Origin of the sequence: Amycolatopsis sp. NPDC005961, assembly GCF_040629235.1 — a bacterium.
In the GTDB taxonomy this organism is placed as follows: Bacteria; Actinomycetota; Actinomycetes; order Mycobacteriales; family Pseudonocardiaceae; genus Amycolatopsis; species Amycolatopsis camponoti.
Genome location: NZ_JBEXVF010000034.1, coordinates 12106 through 30201 on the forward strand (window position 1 = coordinate 12106; position 18096 = coordinate 30201).

Annotated in this window: 19 protein-coding genes and 3 tRNA genes; 9 read left to right on the forward strand and 13 right to left on the reverse strand. The window is 70.3% G+C overall.

All coding sequences use genetic code 11. The annotated features are described in order from the left end of the window. Nucleotides 1-139 precede the first annotated feature (139 nt). On the forward strand, nucleotides 140-442 hold the full coding sequence (locus ABZ342_RS27270) for a helix-turn-helix domain-containing protein (protein ID WP_360478539.1): 303 nt from the start codon (nucleotides 140-142) through the stop codon (nucleotides 440-442). A gap of 12 nt (nucleotides 443-454) precedes the next feature. After that, nucleotides 455-1777, forward strand: a complete 1323-nt coding sequence (locus ABZ342_RS27275) for a tyrosine-type recombinase/integrase (RefSeq protein ID WP_360478542.1) — start codon at nucleotides 455-457, stop codon at nucleotides 1775-1777. A gap of 89 nt (nucleotides 1778-1866) precedes the next feature. Here the strand turns inward: ABZ342_RS27275 and ABZ342_RS27280 are convergent. The 5 genes from ABZ342_RS27280 to ABZ342_RS27300 all read right to left on the reverse strand — a co-directional run bounded on the left by ABZ342_RS27280 (nucleotide 1867) and on the right by ABZ342_RS27300 (nucleotide 3436). After that, nucleotides 1867-1940 (reverse strand) — tRNA-Phe (locus ABZ342_RS27280). Between the two features lie 31 nt (nucleotides 1941-1971). Then, nucleotides 1972-2045 (reverse strand) — tRNA-Asp (locus tag ABZ342_RS27285). A gap of 28 nt (nucleotides 2046-2073) precedes the next feature. Then, nucleotides 2074-2146 (reverse strand) — tRNA-Glu (locus tag ABZ342_RS27290). Between the two features lie 99 nt (nucleotides 2147-2245). Next, complete coding sequence (locus tag ABZ342_RS27295; RefSeq protein WP_360478544.1) at nucleotides 2246-3025, reverse strand: hypothetical protein; 780 nt, start codon at nucleotides 3023-3025, stop codon at nucleotides 2246-2248. A gap of 156 nt (nucleotides 3026-3181) precedes the next feature. Then, nucleotides 3182-3436, reverse strand: coding sequence for a hypothetical protein (locus tag ABZ342_RS27300; RefSeq protein ID WP_360478547.1), 255 nt, complete (start codon nucleotides 3434-3436; stop codon nucleotides 3182-3184). Between the two features lie 632 nt (nucleotides 3437-4068). Between ABZ342_RS27300 and ABZ342_RS27305 the strand changes: the two genes are divergently transcribed. Then, on the forward strand, nucleotides 4069-4521 hold the full coding sequence (locus ABZ342_RS27305; RefSeq protein ID WP_196425849.1) for a hypothetical protein: 453 nt from the start codon (nucleotides 4069-4071) through the stop codon (nucleotides 4519-4521). 181 nt (nucleotides 4522-4702) lie between these two features. Here the strand turns inward: ABZ342_RS27305 and ABZ342_RS27310 are convergent, their stop codons facing one another. Next, nucleotides 4703-4906: a cold-shock protein gene (locus tag ABZ342_RS27310; RefSeq protein ID WP_003097368.1), complete on the reverse strand. Its 204-nt coding sequence runs from the start codon at nucleotides 4904-4906 to the stop codon at nucleotides 4703-4705. Nucleotides 4907-5333: 427 nt separating this feature from the next. Here ABZ342_RS27310 and ABZ342_RS27315 point away from each other — a divergent pair, with 427 nt between their 5' ends. The 5 genes from ABZ342_RS27315 to ABZ342_RS27335 all read left to right on the forward strand — a co-directional run bounded on the left by ABZ342_RS27315 (nucleotide 5334) and on the right by ABZ342_RS27335 (nucleotide 8327). Then, nucleotides 5334-6575 (forward strand): Ig-like domain-containing protein, encoded by a 1242-nt coding sequence (locus tag ABZ342_RS27315; protein WP_196425848.1) that lies wholly within the window; start codon nucleotides 5334-5336, stop codon nucleotides 6573-6575. A gap of 156 nt (nucleotides 6576-6731) precedes the next feature. Next, complete coding sequence (locus tag ABZ342_RS27320; protein ID WP_360478551.1) at nucleotides 6732-7028, forward strand: hypothetical protein; 297 nt, start codon at nucleotides 6732-6734, stop codon at nucleotides 7026-7028. 4 nt (nucleotides 7029-7032) lie between these two features. Beyond that, complete coding sequence (locus ABZ342_RS27325; protein ID WP_155548643.1) at nucleotides 7033-7584, forward strand: SigE family RNA polymerase sigma factor; 552 nt, start codon at nucleotides 7033-7035, stop codon at nucleotides 7582-7584. A gap of 5 nt (nucleotides 7585-7589) precedes the next feature. Beyond that, nucleotides 7590-8051 carry a hypothetical protein gene (locus tag ABZ342_RS27330; RefSeq protein ID WP_360478555.1) on the forward strand — a complete coding sequence of 154 codons (462 nt, stop codon included), beginning with the start codon at nucleotides 7590-7592 and terminating at the stop codon, nucleotides 8049-8051. 21 nt (nucleotides 8052-8072) lie between these two features. Beyond that, entirely contained in the window at nucleotides 8073-8327 is a 255-nt protein-coding gene (locus ABZ342_RS27335; RefSeq protein ID WP_360478558.1) for a hypothetical protein, read from the forward strand. A 67-nt stretch (nucleotides 8328-8394) separates the two neighbouring features. Here ABZ342_RS27335 and ABZ342_RS27340 read toward each other — a convergent pair whose 3' ends face one another. Beyond that, on the reverse strand, nucleotides 8395-9765 hold the full coding sequence (locus ABZ342_RS27340) for an MFS transporter (RefSeq protein ID WP_360478715.1): 1371 nt from the start codon (nucleotides 9763-9765) through the stop codon (nucleotides 8395-8397). Between the two features lie 201 nt (nucleotides 9766-9966). Here ABZ342_RS27340 and ABZ342_RS27345 point away from each other — a divergent pair, with 201 nt between their 5' ends. Continuing rightward, complete coding sequence (locus ABZ342_RS27345) at nucleotides 9967-10563, forward strand: PaaI family thioesterase (protein ID WP_196425846.1); 597 nt, start codon at nucleotides 9967-9969, stop codon at nucleotides 10561-10563. 10 nt (nucleotides 10564-10573) lie between these two features. Here the strand turns inward: ABZ342_RS27345 and ABZ342_RS27350 are convergent, their stop codons facing one another. The 6 genes from ABZ342_RS27350 to ABZ342_RS27375 all read right to left on the reverse strand — a co-directional run bounded on the left by ABZ342_RS27350 (nucleotide 10574) and on the right by ABZ342_RS27375 (nucleotide 17974). After that, the gene (locus tag ABZ342_RS27350; protein WP_360478561.1) at nucleotides 10574-13225 is read right to left on the reverse strand and encodes a tetratricopeptide repeat protein; all 2652 of its coding nucleotides are present in this window, start codon (nucleotides 13223-13225) and stop codon (nucleotides 10574-10576) included. A gap of 55 nt (nucleotides 13226-13280) precedes the next feature. Next, complete coding sequence (locus ABZ342_RS27355) at nucleotides 13281-14252, reverse strand: glutamate ABC transporter substrate-binding protein (RefSeq protein ID WP_196425845.1); 972 nt, start codon at nucleotides 14250-14252, stop codon at nucleotides 13281-13283. Further along, the gene (locus ABZ342_RS27360) at nucleotides 14249-15667 is read right to left on the reverse strand and encodes a hypothetical protein (RefSeq protein ID WP_155548639.1); all 1419 of its coding nucleotides are present in this window, start codon (nucleotides 15665-15667) and stop codon (nucleotides 14249-14251) included. Before ABZ342_RS27360 ends, ABZ342_RS27355 begins: the two co-directional genes overlap by 4 nt. Before the next feature lie 170 nt (nucleotides 15668-15837). After that, nucleotides 15838-16023, reverse strand: a complete 186-nt coding sequence (locus ABZ342_RS27365) for a hypothetical protein (RefSeq protein WP_360478566.1) — start codon at nucleotides 16021-16023, stop codon at nucleotides 15838-15840. A 25-nt stretch (nucleotides 16024-16048) separates the two neighbouring features. Further along, a complete protein-coding gene (locus ABZ342_RS27370) occupies nucleotides 16049-16378 on the reverse strand; it encodes a histidine kinase (protein ID WP_360478718.1) in 330 nt (109 codons plus the stop codon). A gap of 333 nt (nucleotides 16379-16711) precedes the next feature. Next, nucleotides 16712-17974, reverse strand: coding sequence for a helix-turn-helix domain-containing protein (locus tag ABZ342_RS27375; protein WP_155548637.1), 1263 nt, complete (start codon nucleotides 17972-17974; stop codon nucleotides 16712-16714). Between the last annotated feature and the right edge of the window lie 122 nt (nucleotides 17975-18096).

Below are 18096 nucleotides of genomic sequence, written 5' to 3' on the forward strand. Positions count from 1 at the left end.
TGCGGGTTTGCGGGTTTGCGGGTTTCTTCCCGCCCCGCCACACAACACCGGCACACCCGCGGCAAGTCCGCCGTCCCGCCACCTGCCAGCACGCCACCCCGACCACCTACGCACCGTCAGCAGAAGGGCTCACCACCCAATGGCTACGACCAACGACATCGCTCAACTCGCCGCCGGCCTCGCCCAACTCGCCGAACGCCTCGCCACGGAGCACGCCGACAAGGCTCGACCGGCGCCCCGGCCGCTGCCGCCGCGGGTTCTCCTGACCGTCGAAGAGGCCGGAGAACGGCTTGGCATTGGCCGGACGACGGCCTACAGCCTGGTCCGCTCCGGCGAACTGGAATCCGTCCGCATCGGCCGACTCCGCCGCATTTCCGTATCCGCCATCAACGAATTTGCCGCCCGCCTGATCGCAGGCGACACCCCGCACCAAGCCGCCTAGGAGGTCATTCCATTGGCACGTAGCAAGCGCCCTGAAGGTACGCGAAACCCGAATGGCGAAGGGAGCTTCTACTACAGCGAATACGACGGATACTGGCACGCCAAAGTCACTGTCGGAGTTCTCGACAACGGCGAGCCGGATCGCCGCCACGTGAAGCGCCGCGACGAAACCGAAGCGCGAGAAGAGTACCGAGCCTTGCTCAACGAGCGCGACAACGGCACCGTCCGGAAGAAGGGCAAGAAGTGGAAGGTAAACGCTTGGCTCACTCACTGGGTTGAGAACATCGCGCCGCTCACGGCGCGATACAAGACAGTCGTGGGCTACAAAACGGCCGTGTACAAGCACCTCGTGCCCGGCGTTGGCGCGCACTGGATGCGCCAGATCGAACCCGACCACTTCGAGAAGCTGTACACGAAGATGCTGGACGCCGGACTCAAGCCGGCCACCGTGCATCAGGTCCACCGGACAGCAAGGACCGCTTTCGCCGAAGCGGAACGGCGCGGCATCGTGTTCCGCAACGTCGTCCGCCTTGCACGTGCTCCCCGAGTGGACGAGGAAGAAATCGAGCCCTTGGAGCTGGAAGACGTCCAGAACGTCATCACGGCAGCGCTGAAAAGGCCGAACGGTGTCCGATACGTCATCGCTTTGGCCCTTGGTGGGCGACAGGGGGAATCGCTCGGGTTCAAGTGGACCGCTCTGGATAAGAAGCGAAAGACGCTGCGCGTCCGGAAGGCGATTCAGCGGCAGAAGTGGAAGCACGGATGCGACGACCTCAATGCGTGCGGAGCGAAATACCACAAGACCAAACCGTGTAAGGACCCCTGCGCGAAGCACACGCGCCCATGCCCACCACCGTGCCCGCCCGATTGCGTGGAACACGCGCGAATGTGTCCCCAACGGCACGGCGGCGGGCTCGTGGAGGTCGACGTGAAGTCGCGGGCCGGCCGCCGAACGTGGACGCTTCCTGATGAGCTGTTCGGCCTGATCGAGCGTCACGAAGAGCAGCAGCAGCACGCCCGGGAGCACGCCGGCAGTGAGTGGCACGAAGGCGGGTGGATGTTCACCCAGCCCAACGGCAAGCCGATCGACCCGAGGGCCGACTACGGCACCTGGTGCGAGCTGCTCGCCGAAGCGGAGGTGCGGCCCGCCCGACTGCATGACGCACGCCACACCGCCGCTACCGTGCTGCTGCTGCTCGGTGTGGACCCTCGCGTCGTCATGCAGATGATGGGCTGGTCCACGGAGAGCATGAAGAAGCGCTACCAGCACGTGACGGAGGCGCTTCGCCAGGACGTCGCCGGGCAGCTCAACGACTACTTCTGGAAGGCCGCGTGAGGCACCCATTGGGCACTTCTTTGGGCACCTGACGCACGAAACAGCCCCCGTCCGAGTGGGGCGGGGGCTGTTTTGGCTGATCAGAACGGTGGCCAGGGCCGGGGTCGAACCGGCGACCTTCCGCTTTTCAGGCGGACGCTCGTACCAACTGAGCTACCTGGCCGGGAACGCCGGCAAGGAGCCGAACGATCTTGCGACCCTGACGGGACTCGAACCCGCGACCTTCGCCGTGACAGGGCGACGCGCTAACCAACTGCGCCACAGGGCCTTGCGTACTACTGTCTTACTGTACTGCGTACTCCCAACGGGATTCGAACCCGCGTTGCCGCCTTGAAAGGGCGGAGTCCTAGGCCGCTGGACGATGGGAGCCCGGTCGGTTTCGGGTGACCGACCGACCGCGCTCTCAGGTCCCCCCGGGAGCGATTACAAGCATAGGGCACGCCGCCACCGCTTTGCACGGGGGTTCCCTTAAGCCTCCGGCGATGCCACGACCTGCGCAAACAGCTCGGCCAGCCGGCTTTCCAGCTCCGTCCGCTCCGCCGACGTCAGCGCCGACTCCAGAACTTCGTCGATCCGGGAGTCCGTCAAGGACTCCGCGTCGTGCCACCGGGCGTGCAGATCCGGCTTCCGCGAAGCCGCCGCCACCAACTCATCCGCCGCCTCCGCCGGCCACGCCGTGCGCAGCAGCCGCTCGCGGCCGCCCTCCGGGTCCGCGATCACCGCCTCCGGCACCGACAGCCCCAGCGCCCGCAGCGCCGCGAAGTGCAGGCCGCCGCGCAGCTCGCGGAAGACCATCAGCGCGAACCCGAGCCGTTCGACCTCCTCGGTGGGACGCTCCGCGTTCTTCCAGCCGGCGAACAGCGCCAGCCCGCTCGCGTCCGCGGCGTCGATGACGCGGAACAGCAGCTCCGCCAGCCGGCCGGGCTCCGATACGGCCGAAAGGTTGACGCGCGACCAGCGAGCCGATGACTCCGCGTAGGCACGGACGGCCGCGGGTGCGGCCAAGGCCGCCGTCGCCGGCGGCAGGACGAAGTCGAACAGCCAGTGCGGGAAGATCCCGAACAGCTCCGCGGCCACCTTCGGCGGGACGTCGCCCAGCACCGCCGAGCGCCCCCGGACGTACAGCGAACGCGGCGGCAACCCCACTTCGGCTTCGACCGCCGCCAGCTCCGGCGACGTCATGAACCGGCCGCCCAGCACCTGCACCACCGGCCGGATCCGGTTCGCCACACTCTCGATCGTCGTCATCGGCACCCTTTCGTCCCGGCAAACGTAACACTGTTACGAAACCCGCGTCAAGAAAGTCCGACAACCTCGCGAATCACTCACCGGAAACGACGTCAACCAGCACGAACATCACCGGACAGGCCCAGCGCTCCCGCCAGGCCCCCGGCCTCCACGACCTCAGCGCTGAACCGGCGCCTGCCCGTCCTCGTCCAGGTTCAGGCCCAGCATCTCCAGCAGCTGCACACAGTCCTCGACCCCCAGCGCACCATTCGCCACCGCCAGCCGAGCCCGCCGGACCTGATCATCCGACACCCGCTGCGCATCGCCGGCCCCGCTCCGCTGCGCGGGCAACCCACCGGCGAACGGAGCACTCCCCCCATCGGCACCTTCGTACCGAAGGAGGAACTGCCGCACTTCAACAGACCCGCTCATAGCCCCTCCATACGGCTCACAACAGCTTGGCCGCGAGGCTAACCAGCGCCGGGCGCCGCACACAGCCCCCCGGAGAGTGAACCTGAGGCCACGCTCCGCTCAACGCAGCGCAATCGGCACGGAGAGAGAAGGGACCACCCGAACGACGGTCACCTGGGCCGGAAGTGACACCGCACGCGGAAATTTCCCGCTCTCCACTCGCCCAGCGCGACAACTCGTGCAACAATCGAAGTGCTGACACACCCCCGGTCAGCGCCTGTGGAGATCCCCTCCGACCCCCGCGTTCCTCCCCCTGGCGCGGGGGTCCTCCATTTTCTGGGTGCTCGGGCTTCGCCCTTCGCTTCACCCATCTTCTTTCGGCGTATTGCCCGGGGGGCCGAGCCCCCCGGACCCCCCACGGTGCCTCTGGCTCGTCTTCCAGCCGGTGCGAGTTTTCGCCTCGGGCGCTGGGCGCCCTGGCGAAATTTGTGGCGGCTGGGTGGTGATCGACTCGGTGGGTTAGGGGGGTGTTGCTTTGGGCGTTTGGGGGGTTGGGCTGTTTGGGTTGCCGTTGGGCTGATGGGGGCGACCGCTTGGCGTGTTGTGGCTCACAGTGGTTTGCGGGGTGAGACCTAACCGTTATCGTGGCTGGCGTGCCTCTTCCTTCACTTGGCCGCTTGAGCAGCCGGACGAACCTCAAAGCCGCGTCCTCCGGACGCCATCGTGGTGCCGCGAAGCCTGCGGACGATGGTGTTGTCGAGGACAAGGAGCTCACCTCCTACCTTGCCGCCCTGGCCCCCGATGCCGACAACGAGAGCACCGGGACCGGTAAGCGCTTCGGTGAGGCCCAGGTCATCCAGCTGCGGATGAGCCTCATCGCCAACCAGCAGCTCAAGGACATCGCCGCCGACCGCGAGATCTCGCCCCAGGCGCTCGCTCAGGAGTGGATCCTCGAGCGGCTCAACTGGGAAGGCCAGGCCTCGTCGCTGCAGGACCAGCGCCAGCAGGCCGGGGACCTCGGCGACTTCGGCGAGCTGACCGACCTCACCGACGAGTTCCGCTTCCCCGCCGACGCCTTCGACGCGCCGGCCGTCGGACGACGCTGAAATCCTCTCCTCTTCATGAGAAAGGGCCCCCGGCGGATCGCCGGGGGCCCTTCACTCAGGCCTCAAGACAACGCTAAAGGGCCTGCGAGGCTTGTTCAGCCGTCGCCCGTCGCAGGACTAGTGCACGAAACCAGCGGTCTGTGTACGGGATGCGGTGAGCTGACCGGAACAAGCCTCGGTCTCAGATCGCGCGGACCTTCTGGGCCTGCGGGCCCTTCTGTCCCTGGCCGACCTCGAACTCCACTCGCTGGTTCTCCTCGAGGGTGCGGAAACCGCGGCCCTCGATCTCCGAGTAGTGAACGAACACGTCGCCTTCGCCGCCGTCCTGCGCGATGAAGCCGAAGCCCTTCTCCGCGTTGAACCACTTCACAGTGCCTTGCGCCACCGCTGTTCTCCTCGTTACACAGATCCGCTTCGAATGCCACCGAAGCGGCACCCCGGCCGTCCCGGGCGGTTCCAACGAGACGAGTCAAGAGCGTGTCGGCTCCATGGCTCGCGTCAGAAGTTCCGCGAGTGTGAAGCCACGAACACGCAAAACGACGGCCTGCAAGCAGACTACCGGGATCTGGCCAAAGTTGAACCCCGTGATCGAGGCGAAAAACGCCGGTCCGGGCCAAGGTCACCGGAACGTCGTAGGGCTCCCACCGCGTTCTGTCGGACCCACCGGTTAGTCTTGCGCAGCACAGCGACACCGTGATCACCGGATACGGCTCGGAGTCACTCGTGCCCCCTCTGTGAAGCAGCGTCGGCAAGCGGTTGTGACCTTCGTCACGCCGATCTTGCTCAACGTCGCCGGTCCACGAGACGTCTCGATGAGGGGTAGCACCAAAGGGGCAAAGGGGAATGGGTTGACGGTGAGGACTTCCACGCGGCGCCGGGGCGCGGCTGTGGCACTGGGCTTGGTCGCGGTACTCACGCTGGGGGCGTGCAGCAGTGAACCGACGGTGTCGGCGAGCGGGACTTCGGGCGGGGGCCCGACTTCCGCGCCGGCGCCCACCGCGCAGCCGGCGAAGCTGACGGTGACGCCTGCAGGCGGCGCGCAGGACGTGCCGCCCGGCGAACCGGTCGAGGTCAAGGTCGACAGCGGCACGATCGTCTCGGTCACGCTGACCAACCCGGACGGCAAGCAGGTCCAGGGGCAGACGTCGGCGGACAAGAAGAGCTGGAACACCACCGAGCAGCTCGGCTACGGCAAGACCTACACCTGGTCCGGCCAGGCGCAGGGCGCCGACGGCAAGAACGTGCCGATCGGCGGCGCGTTCACCACGGTGAAGCCGAAGCGCCAGACGTCGGCCAGCCTGAACGTCGGCGACGGGCAGACGTACGGCATCGCGATGCCGATCGCGCTGTCCTTCCCGAGCCGCGTCACCGACAAGGCTTCGGTCGAGAAGGCGCTGTCGGTCGAGACCACGCCGAAGACCGAGGGCTCGTGGGGCTGGACGAACGGCGACACGTCGGTGCACTGGCGGCCGAAGGAGTACTACAAGCCGGGCACCACGGTGAAGGTCAACGCCAAGATCTACGGCGTCAAGATCGGCGAAGGCACGTACGGCAAGCAGGACGTGTCGGCCAGCTTCACCATCGGCCGCTCGCAGATCGTCAAGGGCAACACCACGCAGCACACGATGCAGGTGATCCGCGACGGCCAGCAGATCGCCGACTACCCGGTCAGCTACGGCCTCGACTCCGACCCGGGCCGCGTCACCCACAGCGGCACGCACGTCGTGATGGGCAAGCAGGCCACGTACGCGATGAGCAACCCGAAGTACCACTACGAGAACGTCGTGGTGCCGTGGGCGGTCCGGATCTCCAACAACGGCGAGTTCATCCACGGCCTGGCGGCGTCGGTCTGGGCGCAGGGCAAGAAGAACGTCTCGCACGGCTGCCTGAACCTGTCGCCGGCGCGCGCCAAGGAGTACTACGACGGCGTGCTCACGGGTGACCCGGTCGAGATCACCGGAAGCACCCAGACGCTGACGGCCAAGGACGGCGACTACAGCGACTGGACGTACGACTGGGCGAGCTGGCAGAAGCTGTCGGCCCTGGCCGGCTGAGTCTCTTCGAGAACACCGGGCGGCCGGGAAGTCCACGCGGACTTCCCGGCCGTTCGCGTTTTCCCGCAACTCGATGCAACCCCGTCGAGCACCGACCGCATGACTAAGGGCAGAGGCGCGCCGATCCCGGCCGCGCCCGCGAGAAGAGGAGCTGTCTTGCGTATCCGTATCGCCCTTTCCCTCGGCGCTCTCGTGCTCGCCGGTGGTGCCCTGACCGGTGGCATCGCGCTGGCTTCGGAGGCGCAGCCGGCGGCACCGACCGCGACGACCCGGCCCACCGCGCCGCCGTCCGCGATGCCGACCACCAGCCGCAAGCCGGCCCAGGCGCCGTCCGCCGTGCCCGCGCCGCCGCGCGAGGCGACGAGGGCCCCGTCCGCGGTGCGCGTCCCGCGTGCCGTGCCCGCCGGCCCGACCGGTGACCTGCACCTGCCCGCCATCGGGGTGACCCGGTAGCTCGGTGATCTCCCGCTCCCGTCCGTCGACCGGGCCGGGCTCGCCGTGGGACGGCGAGTTCGCCCGGTACTTCGGCGAGCGCGCGCACAGCCTGCGGTCCACGGCCTTCCTGCTCTGCGGTGACTGGCACCAGGCCGAGGACCTCACGCAGGCCGCGCTGCTCAAGCTCTACCTCGCCTGGCCGAGGCTGTCGCGCCACGACGCCTTGGACGCCTACGCCCGCAAGGTCGTGCTGCGCACGTTCCTCGCCGAGCACCGGCGCAGCAGGTGGAAACGGGAGCGGCTCACCGACACCCCGCCGGAGCTCCCGGCGGAGGCCACCGGGAGCGACCAGGACATGCTGGTCCGGCAGGCCCTGGCCGTACTGGCCCCCAAGCAGCGCGCCGTGCTGGTGCTGCGGTACTTCGAGGACCTGAGCGTCGAGGAGACGGCGCAGGCGCTCGGCTGCAGCGCCGGCACGGTGAAGAGCCAGGCCTCCCGGGGCCTGGCGACGCTGCGCAACCGGCTCGGCCCGCACTACGCGCTGACCTTCAGCGCGACCACGGAGGGGAGGTGACGAACATGGACCCCGAAGACGACGTCCGCGCGTTCCTGACCGGCGCGGCCGGTGGCGCGCAGCCGCCGATGCGCCTCGAAGCCACCGACGTGATCGAGCGCGGCGGCCGGGTCCGGCGCCGACGCAAGCGCTGGGCGGTCGCCGGCACCTCGGCGGCGACGGCGGTGATCCTCGCGGTGGCGGGTTTCCTCACCGGTCACCGCGTCGGGCCGCCCGACCCCGTGCAGCCCGCCGACCCGGGCCTGTCCACGATCGGCACCACCGCTCCCAGCTCACCGCCGCCCGCCGAGGTCCCGGCGACCTCGATCGCGCCGCCGGCCGCCCAGCCGGGCCGGGTCCCGTCGCGCGCGTCGAGGACACAGGTACCGACCCCCTCGACGGCCCGGCGGACCGAGCGGCCGACGGCACCGCCGTCGGCGAATCCGACCAGTACGGTTCCGGACGTTCCGCAGGCGACGACCCGCTAGACGTTTCCGCAGGTCAGCGACGTGGTGCAGATCACCGTCGCGAGGTGGGTTCTTGACGAAATACCCGAGCCGGTCGTGGCGATATGCCCGATGGTGTTCCGTTCGGACGCCGGACAACTGCTCAGCCGGGCGCTCCGCCGCCGGCCCGAGAACCCGAGGAGGAAGCACATGGTGCTCGCCGCATTGGTCGTCGAAACCGGAATCGCTGTTGTGGTCGCGGGCGCGCTCGCCGCTTGGTCTCGCAAGCGCTTCACTCCTCGGAGCGACGCCAACTGACCCTGGTCGAACACACGAGTGCCCCGCCCGGTGATCCGGACGGGGCACTCCTGTTTCCGGTGACCGCTCAGCGCTGAGCGGCCGCGGAGGTCAGTTTGCCGCCGCTGTCGGCGGTTTCGATCTGGTCCATCGGGACCTGCGACGTCTCCGGGATCTTGATGATGGGGATGATCGCGATCAGGGCCGCGGCCATCAGGTAGTACGCCGGCCAGTCCTCGTTGCCGGTGCTCTTGATCAACGCCGTCACGATGACACCGCAGGTACCACCGAACAGCGACGTCGAGATGTTGTAGCCGATCGCGAACGAGCCGTAGCGCACCCGCGTCGGGAACATCGCCGGGAACGTCGAGCCGATCACCGCGAGCATGAGCACCAGCAGCAGCGCCACGATCAGGAAGCCGACGAAGAGCCAGAAGATGCTCCCGGACTGCATCAGCTTCAGCGACGGCCAGCTCAGCACCAGGAACCCGATGGCCGCGGTGAGCAGCAGCGGTTTCCGGCCGATCCGGTCGGACAGCGCGCCGAGCGGGATGATGATCGCCATCTGGATGACTTCGACGGCGATGATGATCAGGGTCGACGTGTTGTCGTTGATCTTCAGCGTGTCCGTGAAGTACGTCGGCATCGTCGTCAGCAGCAGGTAGTCCGCGACGTTCAGCAGCAGCACGATGCCGATCAGGTTGAGGATCATCCGCCAGTTGCGGACGAAGATCTCCTTGAGCGGCGCCTTGTGCGGCTTCTCGCCCGCGGCTTCCAGCCGGCGGAACTCGGGGGTGTCTTCGAGCTTGTTCCGCAGGTAGAGCCCGATCAGGCCGAGCGGCAGCGCGACGAAGAACGGGATCCGCCAGCCCCAGGCGTCGACCTGGTCGGCCGACAGCGAGAGCGTCACCGACAGCACCACGAGGTTGCCTAGCACGTAGCCGCCCAGCGTCCCGAGCTCCAGGAAACTGCCGAAGAAGCCACGGCGCTTGGTCGGTGAGTACTCGGCGATGAACGTCGCCGCTCCGCCGTATTCACCACCGGTCGAGAAGCCCTGGATGATCCGGAGCAGCAGGATCGCGATCGGCGCCGCGATGCCCATGCTGTAGCTGCCGGAGTACGTCGGCAGGACGCCGACCAGGAACGTGCACCCGGACATCAGCAGGATCGTGACCGCGAGGACCCTCTTGCGGCCGATCTTGTCGCCGAGCGGGCCGAAGAACGCCCCGCCGAACGGCCGCACGATGAACCCGACGGCGAGCAGCGCCAGCGACTTCAGCACGGCGTTCCCCTCACCGGGGAAGAACTCCGAGCCGATGCTCACCGCGATCGCGCCCGAGGTGAAGACGCCGTAGTCGTACCACTCGGTGGCGTTGCCCATCGCGGACGCCCACACCGCTCGCTTTACGGTTCTCTCGTCCGGTGTCGGTTTGCCCGTCGTAGCTGCTTCTTCGCTCATGCCGGCGACGACCTCCTCCGTGCAGTGCCCACTGGGCCGTTCGAGCTCATCCATCCAGTCTTGCCCGGTCAGCGGGGGTCGGCAGTCTGAGCCGTGAATCTTCTACGGTGGGGAACTTTCCGGCTACCGAGAGGTAAAGGTTGCCCGCTTACGCCGTGGGTCGCGCGCGACGGGCGGCTACCGGCGAGTTAACGTCAGCGCATGAGTCGTGTTTCTCAACCCTGGCCGCCGGTGCCGGTGGAGCCGGCCGTCCCGCACCCGAAGGCCCCGGAGCCGGGCACCGAGCTCGGTGTGCACTTCAGCGAGTGCTTCGGCTGCGGCGACGAGGCCGACGCCGGGCTGCACCTGCGCTCGACGGTCGGCGAGGGCCAGGTGATCCACTCGCGGTTCACCGTGACGGCGGCGCACCAGGGCGCCCCCGGGCTCGCCCACGGCGGCCTGCTGGCCTGCGCGTTCGACGAGGCCCTCGGTTCGACGGTCGGCAACCTGATGCGCCGTCCGGCGGTGACGGGCAAGCTCGAGACGGACTTCCGCCGCCCGGTCCCGGTCGGCTCGACACTGTTCATCGAGGCCCGGCTGGACGGCATCGCGGGCCGCAAGATCTACGTCAGCGCGGACGGCCGCCTCGACGCCGAGGACGGCCCGATCGCGGTGAGCGCGCGGGCGCTGTTCATCGTCGTCGGCTTCGAGCACTTCAGCACCCACGGCGACGCCCAGGCGCTGGAGAAGCTGGCGGCCCAGCACGAGAAGAACCAGCAGCGGCAACGCGAAGAGCGCGACTGGGACATCAACCCCTGACCGTGAACGCTCAGGTCAGGGTGCGGGGGCGGATGGCGTTCGCCCGGTCTACCAGCTTCACGCGCTCGTCGACCGTGCCCGCCAGCCGCGCCAGCGCGCGGTAGCAGCGCTCGAGCCCGAGCCGCAGCTCCCGCTCGTCCAGGGAACACCCCAGCACCCGCGCGCCCGGCGTGGGTTTGCCCTGCTTGAGCCAGTCGTGCGCGGCTTCGAGCACCCCGGCGGACAGCCGCGTCCGGCGCTCGAGGTCCAGCCGCAGCCGCTCCAGCCGGGCCGACGCGTCCAGCAGGTCGTGCTCGGTCACCGGCGTCTCGCGGCCGTTCGCCTTGGTCGCCGTGGTCTTGATCCTGATCGCCGCGACCTGCGCGTCGACGTAGTGCGTCGAGGACGGCGGGACCGTCTCCAGCACCTCCACCGCGCTGTTGCGCGCACCCTGCGCGAGGTACACCCGCGCGAGGCCGAAGGCCGCGCTGACGTAGGAGCGGTCGGTCCGCCAGACCAGCTCGTAGAACCGCGCCGCGGCGAAGTAGTCGCCGACGCCTTCGGCGCTGATCCCCAGCGCGAGCTTCGGCGCGATCTCGCCCGGCAGGTCGTCGTACACGGACTCGAACGCGACCTGCGCGACGCGCGACCGCCCGCCGGCCAGCTCGATCAGGCCGCGGTACCAGTCGATCCGCCAGTCGTGCGGGAAGCCGTTCTTGATCGCCAGGTACTGCCCGGCCTGCAGCTGCCGCTGCGCCTCGGCCAGCTCGCCCAGCTCGATCCGGGCGCGCACGATCCGCAGCCGCACCTCGATCGACTCGCGCGGCGCGCCGGCCAGCGCCTCGATGGCGCCACGCGGCTCGAGCGCGGTCGTCGTGGCGAGCACGCCCGCCGCCGGGTCGTCCGTGTCGACCTGCGGGATCGGCAGGCCGGCGACGACCTCGTCCGCGCCGGGCAGCGGCACGTTCCGGCCGGCCTCCGGCACCACCAGCTGCACGCCGAACGTGCGGCTCTCGGGGCCGAACACCGTCGACGCGCCGGGCCGCGGCTTGCCGGTGCCGAGCGCCATGATCTCGCGCAGCACGCCGGTCAGCTGGTCGCCCATCTCCTCGGCGGAGAGGAACCGCCGGTCCGGGTCGGCGTGCGTCGCCCGTCGCAGGAACCGGTAGTACGAACCGAAGAGCGCGAACAGCGGGACCGCGTCCGGGCCGGGCAGGGTCGTCTTGAACTTGGTGGTGTAGCCGGTGAACTCGAAGCTCAGCACGGCGAGCGTGCGCCCGACGGTGAACAGGTCCGACGCCACCGACGCGCCCTGCTTCGCCAGCTCCGGCGCGCTGTAGCCGGTGGTGAAGAACAACGGGCTTTCGTAGTCGTCCATCCGCCGGACCGCGCCCAGGTCGATCAGCTTCAGCTGCTCGTTGGTCTGGATCACGTTGTCCGGCTTGAGGTCGCAGTAGAGCAGGTTCTGGCTGTGCAGGTACCCGAGCGCGGGCAGGATCTCCAGCCCGTACGCGATGACCTGGCCGATCGGCAGCGGTTCCGGACGCCGGCTCTCGCGGTGGTGCGCGAGCGCGAGCTGCCGCAGCGACTGGCCGCCGACGTACTCCATGACGATGTAGCCGACGGTCGTCCCGCTGTGGGCGTCCGGGTGCTGGACGAAGTTGTGGATCTTGACGATGTTCGGGTGCTCGACCTCGGCGAGGAACCGCTGCTCGTTGGCCGCGGCCGCCATCGCCGTCTGGTCACCGGTGTCGATCAGTCCTTTGAGGACGACCCAGCGGTCGCTGACGTTGTGGTCCTGCGCCAGGTAGATCCAGCCCAGGCCGCCGTAGGCGATCGCGCCGAGGACTTCGTACTGGCCGCCGACGACCTCGTGCGGCTCCAGCTTCGGGACGAACGAGAACGGCGCACCGCAGTTTTCGCACTTTCCTTCCGGCGAACCGGGTTTTCCGTCCTTGCCCCGGCCGACCTTGGCGCTGCAGCTGCCGCAGAACCGTTTTTCCTCCGACACCATCGGGTTCGTCAGCACCGCCGACGCCGGGTCGCGCGCGGGGACCGCCGGGACCTCGACGAGCCCGGCGCCGAGCCGGCCGCGACGCGAGCGTGACGTCCGCGACGACGTCCGCCGGCCCGTACCCGGGAACGCGCCGGAGCCGGAGCCCGAGCCGCTGCCGGTTCCCGTGCCGGTCCCGGTGTGCCGGCCTTCGCTGGTGCGTTCGGGTAGCACGCTTTCGGTGCCCGGGTCCGGCAGCGGGGCGTCCGGCCCGGTGTCCGGCCGCGGCGCCGGCGGCATGATGCTCTGGGTCTCCGGCGCCGGCGCGGCGAGCACGCTCGTCGGCTGCGGCGCGTTCGGGTCCTGGCGGATCGCCTGCGTCGCGGGCTGCACCACCTGAGTCGCCTGGACCGGCGGTAGGACGGGGTTCATGCTGCCCGGCGGGCGCGTGGGGTCGTCCGCACCCGGGATCGTCCCGCGCACGACCGTCGGCTGGCCGCGCGGCGGCGTCGGCGGGCGGCGGACGGGGGGCTGGTCGCGGCGGGGCGGCTCACCGTCGTCTAGGCGGCCCGAGATCGACGGCTCCGGTGTCTCCCACCGCACCGGTGGCGGTGGCTGCCAGCTCGGCGTCGCCACCTGCTGCTCCTCGTCCGGTGCGGCGTGCCGAGGACGGCGCGGCTCCTCCGACACTGCTACCTCCCAGATCCCCACCGGCGTGCGGAGATCGATCCTAGCCGCGACCGGCTCACTTGTACTTCGGTGACGGCGGCGACGCCGGGCCGAGCGAAGGCTCCACCCAGCGGCGGTAGCTGTTCTGCCACGCGTCGCTGCCGCGGATCTTGTCCAGCACGGCGTTGACGTACTTGACCATGTCCTCGTTGTCCTTCGGCACGCCGATGCCGTAGTTCTCCTGGGTGAACTGGTCGCCGACGACCTTCAGCGTCGGGTCCTGCGCGGCCATCCCGGCGAGGATCGTGTCGTCGGTCGAGACGGCGTCGACCTGGCCCTGCTGGAGCATCACCAGGCAGTCCGACCAGTTGTCCACCGAGACCGGCACCGGCTTCGACGGGTCCGTCGCGATCTTCGCCAGCGACGTCGACTTCTTCGCCGCGCAGATCCGCTTGCCGCTCAGGTCGGCCAGCTTGGTCACCTTCGACTCCTTCGTGACCAGGATCCGTTGCCCGGACACGTAGTACACCGAAGAGAACTGCACCGACTCCCGGCGCTTGCAGGTGATGCTGTAGGTCCGGACCACGATGTCGACCTGGTGCTGCGTCAGGACGTCTTCACGCTGCGACGACGGGATCGCGCGGAACTGCACGCGGCCCTCCGGCGAGCCGAAGATCGACCGGGCGATCTCGTTGACCATGTCGATGTCGAAGCCCTCGAGGTTGCCCGTCGTGGGGTTGCGGAAGCCGAACAGGTAGGTCGTCTGGTCGACGCCGGCGATCAGCTTGCCGCGTTCCTTGATCTTCGCCATCGTCGAGCCGTCGGGGATGCCGGTGCCGTTCGGCGCGAGGCTGACCAGGGGGTCGCAGCTCGTGTCGGTGGCGCCGCCGGCGGTCGAGTCGGGGCCGCCGACGTGGGCGGGCTGCGGCCAGGCCGCGTTGCTCACCGGGGCCGGGTCGACCGGCTTCCCCGGGCTGCCGCAGGCCGCCAGCAGCAGCGCGGCGACCGCCAGCGCACCCGCCCGGACCGTGTTCCCCCGCCTGCTCACCGGTACTCCCTCAGTCGCTCCCGGATCCCCATGGTGACACCCGCCGCGGCGACGACGGCGAGCACGGCCAGGCCGGGCGCGAGCAGCGTCAGCGCGGCCTCGCCACCGTGGGTGTCGTCGAGGAACTCCTGCCTGCCGACGTCGATCGCCGCCTGGAGGCTGTCGTCGAGGCGGCGGAAAGCCGGCGCCGAGCCGTCGGTCTTGTCCTCGAGGACCGCGGCGTCGACGGCTTCCTGGTACGCGCCGGCGTTGTCCTGGTCGCGCACCTGCTTGTGCGCCTTCATCCAGTCGTTCGCGGCCTTCGTCGCGTCGGCGACCTTCGCGGCGCCATCGCCGCCGGTGATCAGGCCGCGGGCTTCGCCGAGCAGGCCGCCCTGGCCGTCCGGGCCGACCAGCTGGGCCGCGTTGGCGCCGAAGTCCTTTTCGTACGCCGCGCCGTCGCCGCGGGCGACCAGCGTCAGCGTCTCGTCGGCGCGGGCCTGCAGCGCGGCGATCCGCGCGCGGACGAGGACGTCGACGCGGTGCGAACCGTCGTCCTGGCCGCTGCCGACCAGGCTGCCCTGCACGACGAGGGCGACCGCGCCCCACAGCAGCGACACCACGACGGCGGCCGTCGCGACGACCAGCCCGACGTTGAGCAGCCGGTTCGTCCGCCGGGTCAGGTAGACCTGGGCCGCGATCAGCGCGGCGAGCAACGCGACCACGAGGATCGTGGCGAGCCACGGGAACCCGGTGGCGCTGTTCTGCTCCTCGACCAGCCGCGCGGTGTCGACGCGGTAGAGGTCCTGCGCGGCGGGCAGGATCTTCGCGCGCATCAGCTCGGACGCCTCGCGCAGGTAGGAGGCACCGACCGGGTAGCCGAGGCGGTTGTTCGCGCGGGCGGTTTCGACGAGCCCGGAGTAGACCGGCAGCGACTGGTTGAGGACGTCGACCGGGCCGGCCGCGCCGGCGACGTCGGAGGAGTCGGAAGCGGCCTTCGCGAGCGCGGCGCCGGCTTCGGCGATGTCACGCTCGTAGCGCGACCGCAGCTCGGGCGGCTCGGTGCCGATGGAGAGGAACGCGCTCGCCGCGGTCGCGTCGGCGTCCGAGAGCGACTTGTAGACCTGCTGCGCGGCGGCGGCGAGGGGCTCGCGGTGGTCGATGACGCCGCTGATCGTGTCGTCCCGGTCCTGCACCGACAGCGTCGCGACCAGCCCGGCGACCAGGGCCAGCAGCACCAGCCCGACGGCGATCACGGTGAGCCGGCCCGGCGTGGTCGCGGCCGACCGGATGATCGCGCGCACCCCCTGGCCCGGCAGGTCCAGCAGGCCGAGGAGGCCACTGCGGCCCCCGGGGCGGTCGCGGCCGTCCGGTGGCGACGGTGGGGGTCCCGGCGCGGGCGCCGTGGGACCCGGGGCCGTCGCAGTGGTGGTCATCCCCGATTCCTCCCCGTGCCTTCCGGGGCTCCGCCCCAGCCGGGGGCTTCGCCACCCGGAACCCCCGAAAAGCTGCTGTTTAGCCGTACCCGGAGAAAGGTAGCCGAGTCGCCGCACGTGCGGGCACAGGCACCACCCGCCGTCACCAGCACGTGATCTCGTGCGGCCGGTCAGCTTCGGATTTCGGCGCGTACGCACCAGTAGCCGTCGTCCTCGCCCGATTCCAGCGTGCCATCGGCGAGAGCGAGCCGCTCGCGCATGCCGGCCAGCCCGAAACCTTCACTCGTCCGAGTGAATTCGCCGAGCTTGGTGCGGACGTCGAGCCGGACTTCCGCCGTCGTGTACTCCAGCCGCATCCGGACGTGTGCTTGCCCGCGTTGATCAGGGCTTCCCGCGCGACGCCCACCAGCGCGACGACAGCGGCCGGACCTCGCCGCCAGTGGCGAAGCCGACGTCGACGCCGTGGTCGGCGGCGTGCTCGGCGGCCACCGCGGCGAGCGCTTCGGCCAGCGGCGGGACGTCCCGCCGAAGCGCGGCAACGGCGTTGCGCGCCCCGGCCAGCCCGTCGGCGGCCAGCCGCCGCGACCGCCGGACCGAGCGCAGCGCACCGTCCACATCGGACCGTTCGGCGAGCAGCGCTTCGGCGAGTTCGAGCTGAACCCCCAGCGCGCCAAGGGAAAGCGCCAGGACGTCGTGGATCCCGCGGGCGATGCGTGCGTTCGCCGAGCACGGCGGCGCGCGCGTGTTCGGCCTGCGCGAGCCGGGTCTGCTCCAGCAGCGCCTCCGCCTGGTTGGCCTGGACTTCGTACTGGCGCCGGTTGAGCCCGACGAGCACGAGCAGCAGCATCACGGCGGCGTCCGCGAGCGCCGCACCGAAGGAGGGCCCGGCGACCAGGTGCGCGGTCACCGCCAGCGCGATGTCGAGCAGGCCGGTCCCGAGGATCACGCCGACGCTGACGGTGGTGAGCGCCGCGAGCCAGCTGGGCGCGATGGTGTCCGGCAGCAGGGGACGTTTCGGCACGTCCCCCCTCTTCCCGGGCGTGATCAGCCGCGGATGGCGGGGGCGAGCGAGTGCGGCAGCACCTCTTCGGGGCTCGGCGGGCGCCGGACCAGCACTTCGACGTCGTCGGCGAAGCGGTACGGCTTCGCGCCGAGGATCCCGCCGAAGTGGCGGCGCAGCCGGGACATCTCGGCCCGGACGGTGACCGTGCGGCCCGCGTCGCCGAACAGGTCCGACGACAGCTCGGACGCCGAGCGGCCGCCGCGGTGGCTGGCCAGCACGTACAGCATCTCGGCGTGGCGCGGGCTGAGCCGGTGGGTCCAGGTCCCGGACGCACCGGCCACGGTCAGCTCGGGTTCGCGCGGCGACCGGACGTCGAGGACGACGCGCGTCGGCGGCGCGACATCGCTCTCGGTGGGGCGGATCAGCCAGCCGCCGGGCACGGGCTCGACCGCGCAGTGGCCGTACGCCGGCAGCCAGACCCCGCCGGGCGCGAGGTTCGCGGGCAGCGAGATCCGGTCGACCGGCGCGAGGCCGGCCGCCGCGGCGACCCAGCCGTGCTCGTCGGCGACGACGGCCTGCCCGCCGACCTTCGAGAGCACCGGGACGGCGAAGCCCCGGAGCCGTTCCAGCTCGGTGAGGTGGGTGGTCCGCAGCTGGGACTCCGCGAGCCGCGTCACGGCGTCGACCAGCGCCAACGTCGTCGCGTGGACGGTCGAAGCCGAGCCGGAGAGGTCGACGACGCCGAGCAGCCTGCCGTCGCGCGGGTCGTGCAGCGGCGCGGCGGCGCACGTCCAGGAGTGGTGCGCGCGGACGTAGTGCTCGGCGGCGTACATCTGGACCGGGCGGCGCGTGACCAGCGCGGTGCCGATCGCGTTGGTGCCGACGGCTTCTTCCTGCCAGTCGACGCCTTCGACGAACCCGAGCCCGTCGGCGCGGCGGCGGACCGCGGCACTGCCGTCGCGCCACAGCACCTTGCCGCCCGCGTCGACGATCACCATGATGTGCGCGGCCTGCTCGGCCAGGCTGATCAGACCGCCGCGCAGCGTCGGCAGCGCCTCGGCCAGCCCGCTCGTGCGGCGGCGCGCTTCCAGCTCTTCGACGGTCAGGACGGGCGCGGCGGACCGGCTGTCGGGATCCATGCCGAGGCGGCGCATGCGTTGCCAGGACGCGTCGATCACCGGCCGCGGCCGGCTGGGCCCGTCTTGGCCGGTCAGGGCCGCCTCGTGCACCTGGGCGAGGACGCGGGCGTACCGCCGGGGGTCCGCCCCGGCAGGCAACGCTGCCTCGAGGTTTCGCTGCCCCAACCGCCGCTCCTTGCGCTCTGCCTCCTCAGTCTGCCTTTTCGGTCCGCTGATCGGAAGGTGGCGACAATCTCGCCGAGGGCTCTTCGCCGGCCGGGGAGGTGCCGGCGAAGAGCCCTTCGCGG

What these genes read in the sequence shown, in the direction of transcription:
- ABZ342_RS27315 (WP_196425848.1), top strand. Translation starts at nt 5,334, where the DNA reads ATGAGGGGTAGCACCAAAGGGGCAAAGGGGAATGGGTTGACGGTGAGG.
- ABZ342_RS27340 (WP_360478715.1), bottom strand. Translation starts at nt 9,765, where the DNA reads ATGAGCGAAGAAGCAGCTACGACGGGCAAACCGACACCGGACGAGAGA.
- ABZ342_RS27360 (WP_155548639.1), bottom strand. Translation starts at nt 15,667, where the DNA reads ATGACCACCACTGCGACGGCCCCGGGTCCCACGGCGCCCGCGCCGGGA.
- ABZ342_RS27330 (WP_360478555.1), top strand. Translation starts at nt 7,590, where the DNA reads ATGGACCCCGAAGACGACGTCCGCGCGTTCCTGACCGGCGCGGCCGGT.
- ABZ342_RS27270 (WP_360478539.1), top strand. Translation starts at nt 140, where the DNA reads ATGGCTACGACCAACGACATCGCTCAACTCGCCGCCGGCCTCGCCCAA.
- ABZ342_RS27345 (WP_196425846.1), top strand. Translation starts at nt 9,967, where the DNA reads ATGAGTCGTGTTTCTCAACCCTGGCCGCCGGTGCCGGTGGAGCCGGCC.
- ABZ342_RS27300 (WP_360478547.1), bottom strand. Translation starts at nt 3,436, where the DNA reads ATGAGCGGGTCTGTTGAAGTGCGGCAGTTCCTCCTTCGGTACGAAGGT.
- ABZ342_RS27365 (WP_360478566.1), bottom strand. Translation starts at nt 16,023, where the DNA reads ATGCGGCTGGAGTACACGACGGCGGAAGTCCGGCTCGACGTCCGCACC.
- ABZ342_RS27295 (WP_360478544.1), bottom strand. Translation starts at nt 3,025, where the DNA reads ATGACGACGATCGAGAGTGTGGCGAACCGGATCCGGCCGGTGGTGCAG.